We start from the raw sequence: 17274 nt of genomic DNA on the forward strand, positions 1-17274 counted from the left end.
AGACGGCGGGGATCGTGGATATAAGACGGTGCTTGCAGTGATCCCCTGCAGCCTAATACGCGTTAGCCAGCAAAGAGAATCAGTTATGAACGGGCATTCGCACGAGCATCTCAACCTCTGGAGGCACTTGGACGCCGCCGCCGATGCGGCTGCGACTTTGGCCGCTCTGGTTCGATTCAGAGTCACCGACCGTGAGCCCATCTTCGTTCTCAAAATTCGGCAGCAGTACCAGTTGGTAGACCTCCTGCACACTTTCGCATACAACGCACGTCGCGCCATCGAGATCGCTAACGACTACAACCCCGGTATTCGACAACATGCTGATTTCATCAAGTTGACTGGCTTCGAGGAAACGCATGTGGAGCTGGGCATCGGAGAGGACGCCCGGCCACTGGCAGAGAAGTCGCTGTGGTGGGTTCTCAACCGGATTGTTCACTCTCGCGAGCTTCAGGTCTACAAAAAGGAGGAGGCAGAGGTCGGCCATCGCGGACGGATCATAATGTACCAAACGCCCGTTGTGTTTGCGGTGAGGTCAGATTTCGACGGCAGCGATGTTCAGCACTATGCTAAATTTGAGCGACTTCTCGAAGCGTTTCTTGCGCTGACAGAGAAGTTCGAGGAGACACTGGCTGCAGCTGGCTTCGAGGTTCGACTCTACAAGTGACGGTGCTACTGCGGGCTAACGTTGCTTGCTGCTGACGGGCGAGCTATTGTTGGCGCGCACTGTGTGCGCGCTCTATTTGATTCGCCCGCAGCAGAAGCTGGCGTTAGAGCGCCAACAACCCCCAACAGAAACCATGAATGCTGATCAAGACGTTCGGAGAGTTCTGGAATACGGCGGCCGTTGATTGGGATAGCGGCAAGCTCAAGGGATCTGGTAAGATCGATGATCGCAGCGTGACCATCGACTTCTGGAGCGCGAAGGGCGTCTACGTCCTCTATCACGACTTTCGCGCCGTGTACGTCGGGAAGTCCGAGTCCGCCATGGGCGACCGGTTGAAGGCACACCTTACCGACCGATTCGCTGGAAGATGGGACATGTTTTCTTGGTACTCTGTCTGCAAGGCGAATAAGACGTCTGGGGGTGTGAATGATCCGACGGTTCGTAAAATTGACCTCAATGACGCGGTCAAGACATTCGAGGCACTGCTCATTGCGACGATGACTCCACCGTTGAATCGGCGATTTGAAGCGCTGCCAGAAGCGACCCAGTTCGAGCAGGAGAGCGCCGTGCCTCATCGATCATGGAGGCAATACTTCGAAGATATCCTCGCCAAGCTTCCTGTGGTGGCCAAACCTTGAGCCCGATTCCTGTCACGTAGCGCGCCGCTCTAACGATCGCTGCTGCGGACGGGGCGAGCAGATGATGGCGGCTGGCTCACTGCGTTCGCCTGCCGCATTGTTACGAGGCCCCGCCGCAGAGCATGGCGTTATACGGACAACGGAAGCCATCTACATGAGAGAATGTCTCTTCTGTGAACGGAGTGCTGACTCCGTAGAGGATGTTTGGCCGAATTGGATCATGCGGCAGTACTCGGATCGAGGTGCAACGATGGTGCACGCCGAACGAGGCAGCGCGGCGCCGACGACGTGGCGTCTTCGCCGTCCTGAGCTTCGAATTCGTTGCGTGTGCCATGTCTGCAACAACGGCTGGATGAGCCGACTTGAAGGGGACACCATCCCGTACCTTCAACCTCTGCTCGACGGTAAGGCCCATTCAATCAGCCCCAATGCTCAGGCTAGCATTGCACTCTGGGCGGTGAAAACGGCGATGATTGTTGAAATGCTTGAAGGAGATGATCGCTGCGACTACAAAAAGACCGAACGCCGTCAATTGAGTCTTCTCAGCGCAATTCCCGAACGAACTCGAGTCTGGGTCGCCCCCACAACGGATCCTTCAACGCTACTCGCCACTAAGACCCGTCATGAGGCAGGAGGCCCGGCGCCAATATCGGCTGTGGTGACGACGATCAGCCTGGCACATGTTGCATTGCAAGTATTCTCGCTTCGCGACGCACCCCCTATCCCTTCTGATACCCAGGTCACAGTGTCAATTCGCCGCGGCCCTTGGGAAGATTTGACGGTGCAGGTATGGCCTCCTGAAGAGACCTCACTCGGCTGGCCGACCAAGCTCGGTTTGAATGGTGAGGTTGGTCTCGACGAATTCGCTGGGCGCTTCAGCGTAGCGGCGCAGGATGTGGCCGATGTGCAGATTCAGGCCGTATAACAGACCGCTGCTGCCGACGGGGCAATTCGGAGGGCGGCGTGCGCGCTACGCGCGCTCACCGCATTCTGTGGTAGTTGCCCCGCGACAGAGCGCTGAGCGTTAGGTACCTTATCGACATATGGACAATCTCGACCTTGGCAACAGGCTTAACACGGTTATGCGCGCGAGCATAGCGGCGCTCTTTGAGCAGGGCGAACTCGCTGAACTGACGTACGGAGCGTTCAATATCGCCGCCTCAGCGGTACGAGAAGGCGATCAGTCGAGCCTGACCGTTAGCTTTCCAGTCGGGTATCGATCAGATCGAACCACGATTCAAAGCCAACGGCAGTACACGAAGGACGAACTCATTCAGCGCTATGAGCTTCTCGCGATAAGGCAGCTTAGCATCAACGAGGTAATTCAGTTCGTCACGATAATCGAGGCCATGCTCGGTGACGTACTCCGCGCGGTTGCAATGCGGTATCCGAATAAACTCGGCGGCAAGCGCACAGTGACGGTGCAGTCCGTACTGGAGGCCACGACCCTAGAGGAAGTTATGCTGCGTGCAACTGACTCTTTGATGAATGAGCTGTCGTACAAGTCCCCAACGGACTTTGCCGAGAGCTTTGCAGATATCATAGGTATAAACCTGCTTGAGTGTCCGAGCTATCATCGGTACGTGGAGATCAAGGCATCACGCGATATCTTCATCCACAATCGAGGTGTCGCAAATGCAGTGTATGTGCGAAAGGCGGGATCTCACGCACGTGCGCGGGAGGGCGGCGGCCTCCACGCCGACTCTCAGTATCTCCTTGAGTCGTACGAACACTGCCTACAGATTTGTGAGTGGCTTCAGCAGCAGCTTCACGGCAAATGGCATAGCTCTGACTACGAGCAGTACCAGAGATCTCAGTTTCTCTTGCCACTGTCGGAGGGAGAAGATAAGGATGCTTCTTCGCTCGATGCGGTAGTGCCCTCAGGCGGTACCTAACGATGCTTGCTGCAGGCGGGCGCATTCAGAGGCACGCTGCGCGCGCATTTCATTTGAGCGCCCGCAGCAGAAGCTGGGCGTTCGGCTGCCCTGTTGGAGAATGGCAGGGCACGCAAGACCATCCTATGTTGGCTTGAACATGCTTCGGCATAACTCCGGGGACGGCCAGTGATTCAGAGCATCTCCATTCTCAACGTCGCTACGTTTCCACCGAAAACTGCCACAACTCTGGATGACCTCCGGCAGTTCAACTACATCTTTGGAACGAACGGCACAGGGAAGACAACCATTAGTCGCATCGTCGCGGATGCGGCTTTCAGTACAGCTTGTCAATGCACATGGCAGAACAGTCAGGTTCTCGAAACCTTCGTCCTGAATCGTGACTTTGTAGATAAGAATTTCGACCAGATGCGCGGCGTGTTCACCTTGGGCGAGAAGGAGAAAGACACCGAAGACAAGATCAATACGGCCAAGGCGAACAAAGACAAAGAACAGGAGAAGCTTGACAATTTCACTCGCACTCTTGGCGGCGAGGACGGTTCAGGCGGAAAGAAGGGGGAGCTGGCGCAGCTCGAAAGCAATACCCGCGACAAGTTCTGGGTGCCAGTCGAGAAGCTCAAGAAGGAGAAGAAGTTAGTTGGTGCCTTGACGGGGGTAATGAGCGACAAGGAAAAGTGCAAGCAGAAGGTGCTCAGCGAGGCAGAGCACAACAAAGCCGCGCTCAAGGATCTTGCCGACCTCGAAAAGAAGGCGGAAACGATCTTTGGCGAGGCCCCAACGAAGCAATCCTTTTACCCGACGATCTTCGACTCCGCACTCCTCGGGGCCGAGTCGAATCCGATCCTCAAGAAGAAGATCATCGGCAAAGAGGATGTCGATATCGCCGCGATGATTAATGTACTGGGCAACAGTGACTGGGTGCGTCAGGGACTGCCGTACTACGAGCAGAATGGTCAGATATGTCCATTCTGCCAGCAGTATACCACAGAACAGTTTGCACAAAGCCTGAAAGACTATTTTGACGAGGCGTTTGAGAACGATACGAAGGCGATCAACGACCTCCTTGCACAATATGCCCAGGATGCTGGTGCCATCCAGTCAATCGTGGTCGGACTCCTTGCTGCGCCAGGAAAGTTCTTGGACGTGGAGACGCTCAAGGCGCAAAAGGCGGCCTTGGATCAAACGATCGCCGCGAACAATCTGCGCTTGGACAACAAGAAGAAAGAACCGAGCCAGGTCGTTACCTTGGTCTCGCTCACCACGGTGATCTCGGATATCACGGCGATGATCGAAGCGGCCAATGCCGAGGTTGTCAAGCACAACAAGATGGTTGACAACCTTGCGGCGGAAAAGCAAATGCTAACTGCCGAAGTGTGGCGATATGTGATCACCGAACTCGAAGTGGACCTGAAGCAGTACCAAAAGAACAAGCAAGACCTCGAAAAAGCAATCGCTGGAATTGAGACAAGAATCCAGACTGCGGAGAAGCGGATCGCAGAAACGACCAAGGAAATCACCGACCTTGAGAAGTCGACCACTAGCATCCTGCCCACCATCAGTGCCATCAACAAGACCCTCGGACAATTTGGGTTTGATAGCTTTTCGCTTGCTGACGCCGGGGACGGAATGCACTACAAGCTCGTTCGAGCTGACGGTTCTGATGCAAAGAAGACGATCAGCGAAGGCGAAAAGACCTTCGTTGTGTTCCTCTACTTCTACCACCTTATAAAAGGCAGCTTCTCGCAGACGGGCGTCACCACTGACCGTGTCGTGGTGTTTGATGATCCGGTCTCAAGCGTTGACAGCGATGTGCTGTTCATCGTGAGCAGTCTCATTCGAGAGGTGTGCGACAGCAGCCGCAGTGTAACAGGACGCATCAAACAGGTCTTCGTTCTGACGCACAACGTCTACTTCCATAAGGAGGTGACTTACAACAACAAACGGCAGCCTGACAGTTGTCTCAATGAAGAATCTTTCTGGGTCGTGCGCAAAGGTGCCACGCACTCGCAGTGCGATAGACATCAACACAACCCGATCAAGACGTCGTACGAATTGCTCTGGTCTGAGGTGAGGGAGGCGGAGAATGCGATGCAGAGTGGTGGAGGCGTCAGTCCGCGGATTGAGAACACGCTACGACGCATACTGGAGCACTACTTCGCAATACTTGGTTCAATCGACTACAAGCAGCTGTGCGACAAGTTCGAGGGTGCTGATAGGGTGATGTGCAACTCGCTATTCTCGTGGGTCAATGCTGGCTCGCATTCCGCGCTTGACGATGCGCATATCGCCCCAAGCGATGTGATGGCACGGAATGCGCTCAGGGTGTTCAAGGAGATTTTCGTGCAGAGCGGCCACGAGGGGCACTATCGAATGATGAACCCGCCGCCTGCCACCGCTGCAACAGTAGCATGAGTCCGAAGGCTGCCGGGTCATTCATTTCTCGCGGCGCTCGGTGTCTCGCTAAAGACTGCAGGATGCTCTGCATTGGTCACAGTCGGGCCAGAGAGAATCGATAGCATGAGCGCGCTGCTGTTCAGCGGACCTACGGGCCAGGGCTGCCGAACAACCGGTTGCAGCGGACGGTCCGCTGCGCGGCCCGCCGCTGAAGCAGGGCGGTAGGTGGATCCCGAGGTACAGTCCGGGTACGTAGGTAACACTTCTGTCCGGCAACATGGGTGACACTGGGCGGGTCACTCTTTCATGATGTAGTTCCGTTCGTCGAGCGTCGCAATGAGCACGGTGTGAAGAAGAGGTGCCAGACGCCGTCGTCGACCTCGTCCATCCCGACCAGCTCCCCGGTCAGCGCATTCGCCAGGTAGAGCACGCGATTCGCAAAGCGAAAGGTCCCGCCGGTCGTGATCTTCTTCACGGTGTAGTGTCCGGGGTACTCGGGCTGCGGCAGCTTCGGGGGATATGGGCGCGGCGACGCGGCGTACTGCGATGCGGGCGTTTCCATTCCAAGGGCTTCGTGCGGCCGCTCCTTGTTGTATTCCGCGCGGAACACGTTGAACGCCCGCTGCTGGGCCGCCATCGTCGCGCGCGCGGGCCGAATCGCGCGCCGCTTCAGCGTCCGATGCATTCGCTCGTGCGCCCCGTTCTCGCTCGGCGTCGCCGGCGTGATGCGGTGGTGGTGGATGCCGAGCCGCATCCACCAGACGTTCAGGCGCGAGAGCCCGTGGATCCCCACGGTCGCAAAGGGCGGCCCGTTGTCGGTGCGGATTGCGTGCGGCAGGCCGTACTCGCGGAACGCCGCCTCGAACACCGGCCACGCCGTCACGGTCTTCGTCGAGTCGCGGCCACGACAGTCGAGCAGGCAGCGCGCGTGCAGGTCCGCAATCGTCAGCGGATAGCAGTAGATGCCGTCGCCCGTGCGGAACTCGCCCTTGAAGTCGGCGGTCCACACGTCGTTCGGCGCTTCGGTATGGATAGGCGGCGCGCCCGGATGCTCCGGACGCGGGCGCCGCCGCCGCGGCTGACGCGCAAGGCCTTCGCGCGAGAAGAGATCAGCCACCGTGCTCGCCGCTGGCCAGTCGTCGCGCTGCGGATGCCGATTCTTCAGGACCTTGAGGAGCTTCCGCGCGCCCCAGTCATCGGGCTTGACCCGAAACGCGCAGAGCAGCGCCGCCATCTCGTCCGTGATCTTGTGCGGACAGTGGTGCGGCGCGCGGCTGCGGTCCGCCACGCCGCGCCGGCCTTCCTCTTTCTCGCGCGCGAGCCACTTGTAACCGGTCTTCCGGCTGATCTGCCGGTGCGCGCACAGCTCCGTCATCGTCATACGGCCCAGCCGGACATCCTCGAGGAACTGAAGTCGTTGGTCCATAGGGTTCGTCTCCAACCAGGGCATCGGCCCGCCTCGCAGAAAGAGGGGGGTCGATGCAGTTTAGAAGAAGTGTTACCTATGTTGCCGGACGCTTCCGTTACCGATGTTCCCGACTACACACAATCGATTGAGCGAGGGAAAAATGCCTATCGATCTTTGCAGCGCAGAATCCATTCCGAAGCCGTTGACGGAGCGACTGAGGGCATTCGATCAACGACTGCGCCGATCGGAGTTTCTCGATTCCCTTCTCGAAGAGGACTCCTTGGTTGAAATCGTCCGAGACCTTGACGAGGTATGTGAGGCAGAAAGGGTAATTGCCTATCACTTCACTCGCGCGGATCCTCGCTTGATCCACGAGCATGGTCTGCTGGCATGCTCAGGGGCAGAACGACGTGAGAGCTTCATCGCGACGTACGGACATCTCTTCACAGAGCAGCAGCTTGCGCGAATTCGAGAGATCTGGCAATCGTATTTCAATGGTGCACAGAACCATGCGCGAGACGGACGCGTGTGGTTCAATCTGACTTTGCAAGCACTAAAAAATGGCGGAGCGGACCGACTCCTTAGTCACTTCGGTGGAGAGGTGGTGTATATGCCCCTTACGTCAGAGTATGGTGTCTCGAGAGTGCTCAATTCGCTCGGTGAGCCACTTGTCGTCAAGTGCGATCTCGATACGTCGCGCGCTCGTACCTTTACGGAATTCCCGTGGGGCAAGACTTGGCTGTCGGCCTATCACCGGACACTCAACACTAACGCGCATCCGATGGATTGGGACTGCTACCTTCCCGAAACACTAACGCCAAATCAAATCCTGGAGATCGTACCGGCGCTCGAACTCGGCTGGCGTGGTGACATGTGACTTTGCCCGTCGAGTCCCACTCGCTGATGTCTAACGTCGCGTTGGTGCCGGCAGCGGCTCAAAGAACTGCGGTCAATTGCTCGCTGCGTTCGCTGGCCGCATTCTTTGGTGAGCCGCCGCGACACAACGGTAGCTTTAGCAACTGTCTTGAAAGTCAAGCGGCTGCGAGTATCTCGGTCGTGGTTCTTGCGCTCCACGTCGTGTTCGTACGAACCATCGTATTCAGGATGGTGAGCCGTTTGCGCATACATGCGACGAGCGCAAGTTTTTTGGGTTTGCCGGCAGCGACCAGTCGCAAGTAGAACTCGCGAATGATCGCGTTGCGACGGGTGGCGACTAAGGCCGCCATGTATAACACACCACGCACGGCTGCCCGACCGCCTTGCACGAATCGCCGACCGCGCATGGTGCCGGAGTCGCGACTCAGCGGAGCCACGCCCACCAGCTTGGCAATCGCACGACGAGACAAGCGGCCGAGTTCCGGCAGGTCGGCGAGCAGGGTACGAGACAGCACGGGGCCACCCCCCGGCACACTGCGCAGCAACTCGTCGCGCTCACGCCAGGCGGGACTCTGTCGAACCAGTGCGCTGAGGTCCGTGTCCGTCTTGCGCAGCTCGCGCTCAAGAAACGCCATGTGCGCCGTGAGACTCTTGCGCACCTGTTGCTTGCCGGTGCCGAACACCTGTCCCACGCGATTGCGTTCCGCCTGCAGCCTCTCCAGGAGCTGCCGCCGTCGAGTGAGCAGCGCATCGAGCTCCTGCGCAGCCGCATCGGGAATGATGCGCACCTCCGGTCGGACGACATCAGCGAAGCGCGCGAGGATGTCTGCGTCAATGCGATCCGTTTTCGCCAGCTGCCCCGTCGCCTTTGCAAAGTCACGCACCTGGCGTGGATTCACGACCACCACGGGCAGTGCCGCCGCCGCGAGCGCAGCGACCGCGAGCAGCTCGTAACCGCCGGTCGCCTCCAGCACGATCAACTGTGGACGGCTGGCGGCGACTCGCTGCACCAAGGCCTGTACACCCGGCCCATCGTTCTCCACGGTAAATCGCGCTGCACCTGGCAGCACGCTGATCACCAACTCGGCTTTCGCTACAGCAATGCCGACGAACATGTCCCCTCCACCGCTCGGCGTTGGTCGCCCTCGCCCGTCCTTGTGACAATTCGGGCTCGATCCATCGACCGGCCCCCGCAACTGTTCGGGCTCTCACGACGAATGATCAAGCACGCCGCCCAGGCGAACGCACGGTGTTTGCCACCCAGACCGCATCGAGCTGGCGCCCCGATCAGAACTACTGCAGAATCATGAAAACGGTAGATACAAGACCGTAGCTACCCCAGCTTCTCCTTGTATGATAGTCGACGCGCGAATCATCAAAGCCTTCGAAGAACAAAACGGCTTTCCGCTCGAGCCGAACCTCGTCGTGCTCGGACTCATGGGTTCGCACAGTCACGGCACATATCTACCACCAGAAGAACCGAACGCGGTCGATGATGTCGACCTGATGGGTTTCGTCGTGCCGCCCATCGAATATCATCTCGGACTTCCCCGTTGGCAGCATTGGACGTTTCAGTTCGAAGAACTGGACGTGGTTGTATACAGTCTGGAGAAAGCGGTTCGTTTGTTGCTCAAGAGCAATCCGAACATCGTAGGCCTTCTCTGGCTGCGTGACGCGGAGTATGTGCATCGTCATGCGTCATTCACAGAGTTGCGTATGCAGCGCGACATCTTTTCGTCTCAGGCCGCAGCAGAGGCGTTCGCAGGGTATGCCGCGGATCAACTCAAGCGCATGGAAGCGTTCGACCTCGAACGAATGGCGGAGTATGAGTCGTTGACATCCATCATTCGCACGAGGGGGCCCGTGAATGAACTCCTCGAAGCAGATGCGCAGAAGATCAAGCACATCGCGTCACATTGGCATCTCGACATCGAAATGCTCACACGCTTCCGAAAGATTCATCGTGAGCATTTCAGCGGTTATATGGGAGAGAAGCGTAAAGCCATGGTCCGAAAATATCAGTACGACGTGAAGAATGCGGCGCACCTGATCCGTCTGCTGCGAATGGGAGCGGAATTCATCGAAACGGGGGAGCTGCGAGTGTTTCGCACCACTGATGCAGATGAACTCAAAGTGATCAAGCGGGGTGGTTGGACACTGGATCAGGTGAAAGCGGAGGCGGAGCGACCCTTCCACGTGGTGGAGTTGGCGAAGAACCGTTCGCCGCTGAAAGCTGAGCCCGACGCGTCGGCTGCCAACCGCCTGCTGATCGGACTACATCGCCAATTCTTGGGTCTCTCGAAGATTTGAACGCACGCTGCGGTCCCACGAGCACTGCTGCAGTCAAAGGCAGTGAGGTACGTTGTATAACTGCGCAGCGCTCTGCGCTGCTCCGTTCGCAGCTAATTTATGTGAGCCTTTGCAGCAGAACGCGGCGGTATGCCGATCCATTCGACAAGGCACGGTGATAGGTGCGCAATCTTTTCCTCAGCTCGCATGTACGTATCGCAGTCCTCATTTTGGCCACGCTTGCGAGCGGGGCCGGCTGCACGTCGAGCGAGCGTGAGGAGAAACCATCGACGACGCGTCAGCATGCTGACGAAAGCCGAGCTGGGAGTGCTGCTCCGACCTGGACGACCACGGTCGACACGTTGACCGATACGATCGTGGTGCGCACGGGCATCACAACCGATGACGAGACCAACCTTCGGTTGGTCGAGGAGTTGCGTATTGGCGAAGATCCGCAGGATGAGGAGCGAGCACTCGGCGACCCGCGTTTTGGACTACCGGGTCCGAATAATGGTATGTACGTGTGGGATCAATCCGCGACGATGCTGCGAGAGTATGATGCCGATGGACGCTTCCTACGCGATGTTGGGGGGAAAGGCGCGGGACCGGGCGAGTACAGATCAGCGAACGGCATGGGACGCCTGAAAGACGGTCGTCTCGTGCTGTGGGACCCGCAGAATCTTCGGATGGCCCTCTACGATTCGCTTGGACGCACCGTCGCGCATTGGCGCCACCTCGGCACACTGGGTATCGATAATTGGAGAGGCCTGCTCGTCGACACCGCCGACAATGTCTATGCGCTCTCCCGTTTCCAGTCAGTGACTGGAGGTCGCGAGGCCTATCCCGGTGAGCGAGAGGGCTATCTGGTGCTCGACCGGCATGGTGAGATTCGCGACTCCATTATGCGTCCGTCCTGGCTTGCGCGCCCTGCGGTGCTCGTTTCGAGAATGAACGGCGGTGCTATGATCTGGGATTACGTACCCTTCGCCGCACAGCCGAAATGGACGGTCAGTCCGCTTGGATACGTGGTGAGTGGCACGGGCAGCACCTATGCGATCACCCTCAATCGACCCGGTGCCCCGCTTCGAATCGAGCGGGTCCTCAAGCCCGTCGCCGTCACATCCCACGAGAGGTCAGCGGCCGAAGCGGCCGTCACTACGGATATGCGCTCCGTCAACCGGCAGTGGACCTGGAACGGCCCGGCGATCCCCAGCGTCAAGGCGTTCTTTACGGATCTCCGCACGTCGGCGGAGGGGCGAATCTGGGTCGAACGCGTCATGGACGGTGAACCCGCCCGACAAGACTCCTCTTCGGCTCCGAGCGGCATTCTCGCCCCTCACGGTTCTGGTGCCGATCGAATTCTCTTGCCGACGACGATGCCGCAAGAGCGGTATGGATTCGACGTCTACGGTCCTGACGGTTACCTGCTCGGTACCGTGCAAGTCCCTCTCCGCTCGCGTATCACCTACATGCGGGGAGATCAGGTGTGGGGCGTGATCATGGACGACATGGGAAGAGCGGAAGTCGTCCGATGGCGCGTCGAGCCTTCACTGGCCTCACGAGAACATGCGCAAGCACACGAGTAGCAGGGTCAAATACGCGTTCATTCGGCGCCGGCGCGGCCTAGCGCGCGCTGCTGCCGATGAGGTCGATTGTAAGGAGGGCGGCTGGCCCACTACGTTCGCCAACATGCTCAGGAAAACCCGCATGGACGGCAACCGAAGCAATCTTCTAATCAGCCAGCTGATTCCCCGGCAACGTCCGGGGAGCGGCCGATGTCCAACAACTCCAGACCTTAGACGGATTTCTTTTCCCCTTATCTCCGAGGTGGCGATGCGCCTGGCGCTGATGATCGGGATATGCGTGCTCGCTGGCTGCTCGAACAACGCGACGGAAGCACCGGCGCCATCGCAGGAAGTCTTCGTCGGGACGTGGCGGTCGGTCACGCCGTCGCTCGAGTTCCTCCGACTTTCTGTCGCCCCGAAGTCCAGCGAGTTCGGCGTGCTCGGATCACGCCTGACCTTTTCCGGCGTTGCCTGGGAAGGCAGCGGGAAGATCGACGGGGACTCGCTTGTCCTGCCGATGACTCTCGCCGGACAGACGGTTCCGATCGGTATGGTGATCGCTCATGCCACCGACGCTCGTACCTTGCGTGTGCATGTCCAGCCGTCCACCTCGTCTCCTCTGGACATCACGTTCGTTCGGGACTGACGTCCACTGATGGGGTCGTTCGGGAGATCGCAGGGATGACGTTCCGTTCGAAGATTTCGCGAAAGCCGTCGAGCACTTACGACCCTGTCGGAGCTCCGGCGATTTCCGATGAAGCGTTTGCGGCATCCGCGCTCGGTGGCCCGAGCTTGATCATCGTCTGCTGCGCCATCGTCCCGTTGGCAACGACGATCTCCCGTCGATCGTCCGTGCGCAGGAGCGTATAACCAAGGGAGATGTTTTCGACCACGCCCACTTCATGGCCGGTACCGGTGGGGGCCGGGATCTGGATGCGGTCGCCTTGTCGGAACGGCTTGTAGAGAACGAGGCTGATGCCCGCGACCAGATTCCCGAGCGTGGTCTGAGCCGCGAAGCCGACGATGATCGACATCAGGCTCACGCCGGCGAGCAGCGCATTCCCCAACCGGTGGAGTGCAGGCACGAGATGGGCGTAACACGTGACCAGCAGGAGCCACAAGAACAGGATCGTAAGCTGACTCACGAAAGAGAGCGTCATCTGATCGATTCGATCGGACGTGTCGTGGCGAAGCGCCACGGCGATGAGTCTTCGGACGGTCCGGGACAGAATGATCCCGACCACGCCGAGAATGCCGGCGAGCACCAGTGCTCCGACGATTTGACTTGTATCGAACCACTTCAGCATCGGGCATCCCCTCGCAAAACGGGAGTACGGGTCGGGAGCGGCGGCGAATGCACCATGACCCGACACGCTCTGGCCAGCGCGCATCGATCGTCAGTGGCGGCCGCCGACTGCGTCGTCATTTCCGCGCGCCTCGAACGTCGTGACGGGGAATATCGTGGAGTGCGAGAGGCCGGCGGTCATCCGCTGACTTTCCATGGTGCTCAAATCTACACCGCTCTCCCCAGCGTCCTGGTTGCCCGCCACTACCCTTGGCTTCCGGGTGTCGAAGGCGGCCTGAGAATTCCATCGTTGCCCGGCCTCTGCGCCGAAAGGAAGACCCGAGTGTTCGGTCGCCACTGGCGTTCAGGGCATCGAATTCGGCGCGGCCCGTCACCGCTCCGTTGCGCACCGGGTTGTTTCGACGCAGCATCCGTGTGGCGCGAGCCGAGTTTCGGAAGTCGTCGCACTTCGGCGATGAGCAGGATCGGCCGCCGGAATACGGATGGTGCGATGCGAACACCGGCCACGAGCGGATCTCCCCGATCGTGCACGCAAACCGAACCCGTGGGGCCTGTTCGACATACTGGGCGACGTGTGGGAATGGACACTCGACCGACGGGCCATATGACACGGCACGCTCTTGCAGCAACCCTTCTCGTCGCTCTTGGCGCCTGCACCGCAGGGCCCGACAAGCTTGTCGGATGCTGGGCGTTCGAGCGTCGCACCGGTCCGTTCGGTTATTGCGCTCGCGCCATCGGCTCCGGTAAACGCCGACGCGTGGGGCAGAGCACCCTATCGACCGAGCCCGACGATCATCGAGGCGGCCAAAGCGCTGTACGCGCAACACTCGGTGCAGGCCATTGCCCGGTCGGATGCCGGCGCGCGCAATCTCCACGTAACAACGTAGTGCGTTGAGGAGATCATCGCCAACAGCCGCGCGCAACGCGAAAAGGCCATTGTATTCGTCACTGGCGTGCCTGGTGCGGGCAAGACGCTCGTGGGGTTGAACATCGCCACGCAGCATCTCGGGCAAGACGATACCCATGCAGTGTTTCTATCGGGGAACGGGCCGCTCGTGGCCGTGCTCCGTGAGGCGCTTGTTGAAGATGATCTTCAACGCCAGCGCGCACTCGGCAATACGCCCGAACGCAAAGGTGCGGTGATAGTATGCCTGGTGGGTGGCGGTCAGCAGATCCACACGGGTGAGGCGGGCATCGGCGCGTGGTTGGATGCCCTCCGCGACACGTATCCGCGGCGCAGCGACTCAAAGCCTACTGCATCGATTTGCGCGTGGATGTAGATCCGGTGAAGTACTTTCTTGCCGATCGCGCCCATACGCGCTCGTCGTACTACCTCGAGGATGCCGCAACCGAATTCCAGACCCAGGGACTTGAGCTCGACTGGACGATGATGAGCTGGGATGCTGACCTGCGCCGAACCAAGGGGCAAAGGTATGGCCATCTTCGTACCGAAGGGGCGCAAGTCGGACGCGACCCTCAGTCCGGGGAACTACGAGGAGACGTCGCAATACCTGCAGGCGCTCGGCATCCCGCTATTGTGAAGGGATCGTCGGGTCGTCGCTTGACGGTGCGGAGATGACCCGGTAGCCTCTGCACATGCCTACCTCCGGTCGTGTTGTGACCACTCCAACGACTTCCAGCCCCAGGTGGAGCCGGAAGCGGCGAGCCCGATGATCGGTCGTCTCCTCGCGCTCGCGTCCTCTCTCTCGGTGAGCCTCGCACTCCCGCTATCCCGGCCCACTGAGACGTTTGTCGACCGCCGCATCGTCGACACGGTCATCGCCGGCAACGCCGGGAGCGAATGGGCGCACGGCTATGCGGGGCACGACGACTGGGCGGGGGTGCAGAACGACACGACCTTCCGGCAGGCCAATGGCTGGATGCGCTATGCCATGACGACCTTTGATGACACCGAGGTCATCATTGCCTGCGTCTTTGTGGGGAACCGCGACGCGACACGACACTTCGATCTGGTCGTGGAGGACAGCCTCATCGCGCGTGCCACCCTGACGCCCACCGATTCGGCCACCCGCACGCTCGAAATGCGCGTCCCTTTTGGCGTGACCAGGGGGCGCACCAATATTTCCGTGGTACTGCGCGGTCGGGAGGGCCGCACGCCGGCGCTGCGCTCGCTCAGCATCCTGCAGGATCATCACGAAATGGCCGTCACCGTTCGTCCACTTCACCAACCGGTCGCGATACCCGTATCACGACTCGCCTACTCATACCCTCCATTGGGAGCTGCTCGATGATGTCGTCACGCATGGTCCGCGGCGCAGGGACCGCGCTCGCTGTTGCTGCACTCACGCTGACGATCACCGGCGGCAACGCGGAAGCGCAGGCGGCACGCGCCGGTGCCACAGGTGCGAGTGCCACCGGCAGCGCCAGGTTTCCGCTCACGCGCCCCGAGCGCACGGACTACACGGAAACGAGCCGCTACGACGACGTCATCGCGTACATGAAGCTGATGGCGGCGGCCAACCCGCAGATCCACCTCACCACATACGGCTACACGTACGAGGGACGGTCACTCCCCCTCGCGGTCATTGGCGCACCCGGCGCCACCGCCGCGCAGGTGCTCGCCACCGGCAAGACCCGTGTCTACATCCAGGGCAACATCCACGGTGGAGAGGTGGAAGGCAAAGAGGCGCTGCTGTGGTTGCTGCGCTCGATTGCCAAGGGCGAACGCAACGCCTGGCTGCGCAATACGGTGCTGCTCATCAATCCGATCTACAACGCCGACGGCAACGAACGGATCAGCGTGGCCAATCGTGGCAGTCAGGCGGGTCCGGTGGGCGGCATGGGCACGCGCGAGAATGCCCTGGGACTCGATCTCAATCGCGATGGCACCAAGATGGAGACGGCCGAAGCCCGTTCCATGGCGCGGCTGCTCACCGAGTACCAGCCGCATGTGGCGATGGATCTGCATACCACCGATGGCAGCTCCAACAGCGGCTTCAACATGACGTATGAAACGTCGCTCAGCCCCAACAACTCGAAGGCGCAAATGAGCCTGTTGCGCGATGAGTTGCTGCCGCAGATCACCAAGGCGGTCAAGACCAAATACGGATCGGACTGGTTCTACTATGGTGGCGTGTCGGGTACGGGTGCAGACCGTGCGTGGCGCTCCGATGCGGAGCTCGCCAAGCCGCGTTACACGTCCACGTATTACGGCGTGCGCAACATCCTGGGTCTGCTCACCGAGGCCTACTCGTACGCGTCGTTCAAGACCCGCATCACCGAGACGTACTGGTTCCTCGAGGAATCACTCGACTTCGTGGCGAAGCATGGCCCGCGCATTCGCGACGTGGTGGCTGCAGCGAACAAGGAGTCCATCGTCGGTCAGGAACTGGCCGTGCGTCAGCAGTTGGTGAAGGCACCGCAGCCGTACGAGATCGTGTTCGCGCCCACCAACTCGGTGCGCAATCCGTACGTCGCGGATCGTCCGTATCGCCTGCGTCCCGATGGCAACACCAACCGCACCACGGAAATGCTGCCGTTCTTCGGCACCGCGGTGGCTACGGAAACCAGCGTTGCGCCGCGCGTATGGGTCATTCCCAATGTATCGCAGGAGCCCGCGTCCTCGTCGGCAGCCGCTCCCGGTCCCGCGCAGGCGGCTGGAGGCCCGCCGGGTGCCGCAGGTGGACGCGGTGGCGCCCGCCCCGGCGGCTTCGGTGCTCCGGGTGGCACGCCCACAGAACGCATGATCGCCAGTGTCACCGATCGCCTCGATGCGCATGGCATTACGTACACGGTCACCCAGCGCGCCATGGCGTTCAATGGTGAGCGGTTCCGCATCTCGGGCAACACGACGGCCGAGCAGAACTATCAGGGCACGCATCGCGCGCGCACGTTGACGGGTGCGTGGGAAGCCAATCAGCAGACGCTGCCGGCGGGCTCGGTGATCATCAGCATGGAGCAGCCGCTCGCGCGGCTCACGTTCCTGCTCATGGATCCGCGCTCTGACGATGGCTTCATGTGGTGGAACATCCTCGACCCGGTGCTCGGCGCTTCACCGGGGCCGCAGTACTACCCGGTGCTGCGTTCGATGAGCGTGCCGAACTATTGACTCGGCCAGCATTCAGTTGATATGGGGCGCAGCGTGCGCCGTGTTGGGACACAACGCATCCCGACGCGCGCACGTTGCCGCCCGCCCAAGGTACTGACGACCTGGGCGGTCACGGAGTGCAACCGGCCTTTTGCTGCAGCCTCGTCAGCAGGCGAGAGCAGCCTCGGTGG

15 protein-coding genes and 1 pseudogene are annotated in these 17274 nt (G+C 60.0%); 13 read left to right on the plus strand and 3 right to left on the minus strand.

Annotated features, from left to right (window positions below):
- The first annotated feature begins 85 nt into the window (after nucleotides 1–85).
- The 5 genes from WG208_RS12765 to WG208_RS12785 all read left to right on the plus strand — a co-directional run bounded on the left by WG208_RS12765 (nucleotide 86) and on the right by WG208_RS12785 (nucleotide 5609).
- A complete protein-coding gene (locus WG208_RS12765; RefSeq protein WP_337171750.1) occupies nucleotides 86–664 on the plus strand; it encodes a hypothetical protein in 579 nt (192 codons plus the stop codon).
- Nucleotides 665–801: 137 nt separating this feature from the next.
- Nucleotides 802–1302 (plus strand): GIY-YIG nuclease family protein, encoded by a 501-nt coding sequence (locus tag WG208_RS12770; protein ID WP_337171751.1) that lies wholly within the window; start codon nucleotides 802–804, stop codon nucleotides 1300–1302.
- 250 nt (nucleotides 1303–1552) lie between these two features.
- On the plus strand, nucleotides 1553–2227 hold the full coding sequence (locus WG208_RS12775) for a hypothetical protein (protein ID WP_337171752.1): 675 nt from the start codon (nucleotides 1553–1555) through the stop codon (nucleotides 2225–2227).
- A 118-nt stretch (nucleotides 2228–2345) separates the two neighbouring features.
- On the plus strand, nucleotides 2346–3197 hold the full coding sequence (locus WG208_RS12780) for a hypothetical protein (protein WP_337171753.1): 852 nt from the start codon (nucleotides 2346–2348) through the stop codon (nucleotides 3195–3197).
- A gap of 168 nt (nucleotides 3198–3365) precedes the next feature.
- Nucleotides 3366–5609, plus strand: coding sequence for an AAA family ATPase (locus WG208_RS12785; protein WP_337171754.1), 2244 nt, complete (start codon nucleotides 3366–3368; stop codon nucleotides 5607–5609).
- A 286-nt stretch (nucleotides 5610–5895) separates the two neighbouring features.
- Here the strand turns inward: WG208_RS12785 and WG208_RS12790 are convergent, their stop codons facing one another.
- Nucleotides 5896–7017 (minus strand): integrase core domain-containing protein, encoded by a 1122-nt coding sequence (locus tag WG208_RS12790; protein ID WP_337171755.1) that lies wholly within the window; start codon nucleotides 7015–7017, stop codon nucleotides 5896–5898.
- Nucleotides 7018–7159: 142 nt separating this feature from the next.
- Here WG208_RS12790 and WG208_RS12795 point away from each other — a divergent pair, with 142 nt between their 5' ends.
- Nucleotides 7160–7876 carry a hypothetical protein gene (locus WG208_RS12795; RefSeq protein WP_337171756.1) on the plus strand — a complete coding sequence of 239 codons (717 nt, stop codon included), beginning with the start codon at nucleotides 7160–7162 and terminating at the stop codon, nucleotides 7874–7876.
- A 154-nt stretch (nucleotides 7877–8030) separates the two neighbouring features.
- Here WG208_RS12795 and WG208_RS12800 read toward each other — a convergent pair whose 3' ends face one another.
- Complete coding sequence (locus WG208_RS12800) at nucleotides 8031–8990, minus strand: IS110 family transposase (protein ID WP_337171757.1); 960 nt, start codon at nucleotides 8988–8990, stop codon at nucleotides 8031–8033.
- Nucleotides 8991–9228: 238 nt separating this feature from the next.
- Between WG208_RS12800 and WG208_RS12805 the strand changes: the two genes are divergently transcribed.
- From WG208_RS12805 to WG208_RS12815, 3 genes are all read left to right on the plus strand, one after another.
- Entirely contained in the window at nucleotides 9229–10185 is a 957-nt protein-coding gene (locus WG208_RS12805; protein WP_337171758.1) for a nucleotidyltransferase domain-containing protein, read from the plus strand.
- A 161-nt stretch (nucleotides 10186–10346) separates the two neighbouring features.
- A complete protein-coding gene (locus WG208_RS12810; protein ID WP_337171759.1) occupies nucleotides 10347–11750 on the plus strand; it encodes a hypothetical protein in 1404 nt (467 codons plus the stop codon).
- Between the two features lie 247 nt (nucleotides 11751–11997).
- On the plus strand, nucleotides 11998–12375 hold the full coding sequence (locus WG208_RS12815) for a hypothetical protein (RefSeq protein ID WP_337171760.1): 378 nt from the start codon (nucleotides 11998–12000) through the stop codon (nucleotides 12373–12375).
- Nucleotides 12376–12451: 76 nt separating this feature from the next.
- Here the strand turns inward: WG208_RS12815 and WG208_RS12820 are convergent, their stop codons facing one another.
- Nucleotides 12452–13036: a mechanosensitive ion channel domain-containing protein gene (locus WG208_RS12820; protein WP_337171761.1), complete on the minus strand. Its 585-nt coding sequence runs from the start codon at nucleotides 13034–13036 to the stop codon at nucleotides 12452–12454.
- 952 nt (nucleotides 13037–13988) lie between these two features.
- Here WG208_RS12820 and WG208_RS12825 point away from each other — a divergent pair.
- From WG208_RS12825 to WG208_RS12835, 4 genes and pseudogenes are all read left to right on the plus strand, one after another.
- Nucleotides 13989–14315, plus strand: coding sequence for a DNA/RNA helicase domain-containing protein (locus WG208_RS12825; protein ID WP_345786999.1), 327 nt, complete (start codon nucleotides 13989–13991; stop codon nucleotides 14313–14315).
- A 5-nt stretch (nucleotides 14316–14320) separates the two neighbouring features.
- Nucleotides 14321–14410, plus strand: a pseudogene (locus tag WG208_RS18800) (hypothetical protein); the annotation flags it as partial.
- A 295-nt stretch (nucleotides 14411–14705) separates the two neighbouring features.
- Complete coding sequence (locus tag WG208_RS12830; RefSeq protein ID WP_337171762.1) at nucleotides 14706–15287, plus strand: DUF6805 domain-containing protein; 582 nt, start codon at nucleotides 14706–14708, stop codon at nucleotides 15285–15287.
- Complete coding sequence (locus WG208_RS12835; protein ID WP_337171763.1) at nucleotides 15287–17104, plus strand: M14 family zinc carboxypeptidase; 1818 nt, start codon at nucleotides 15287–15289, stop codon at nucleotides 17102–17104. Before WG208_RS12830 ends, WG208_RS12835 begins: the two co-directional genes overlap by 1 nt.
- The last annotated feature ends 170 nt before the right edge of the window (nucleotides 17105–17274 follow it).

Origin of the sequence: Gemmatimonas aurantiaca (assembly GCF_037190085.1) — a bacterium.
Lineage (GTDB): Bacteria > Gemmatimonadota > Gemmatimonadetes > Gemmatimonadales > Gemmatimonadaceae > Gemmatimonas > Gemmatimonas aurantiaca_A.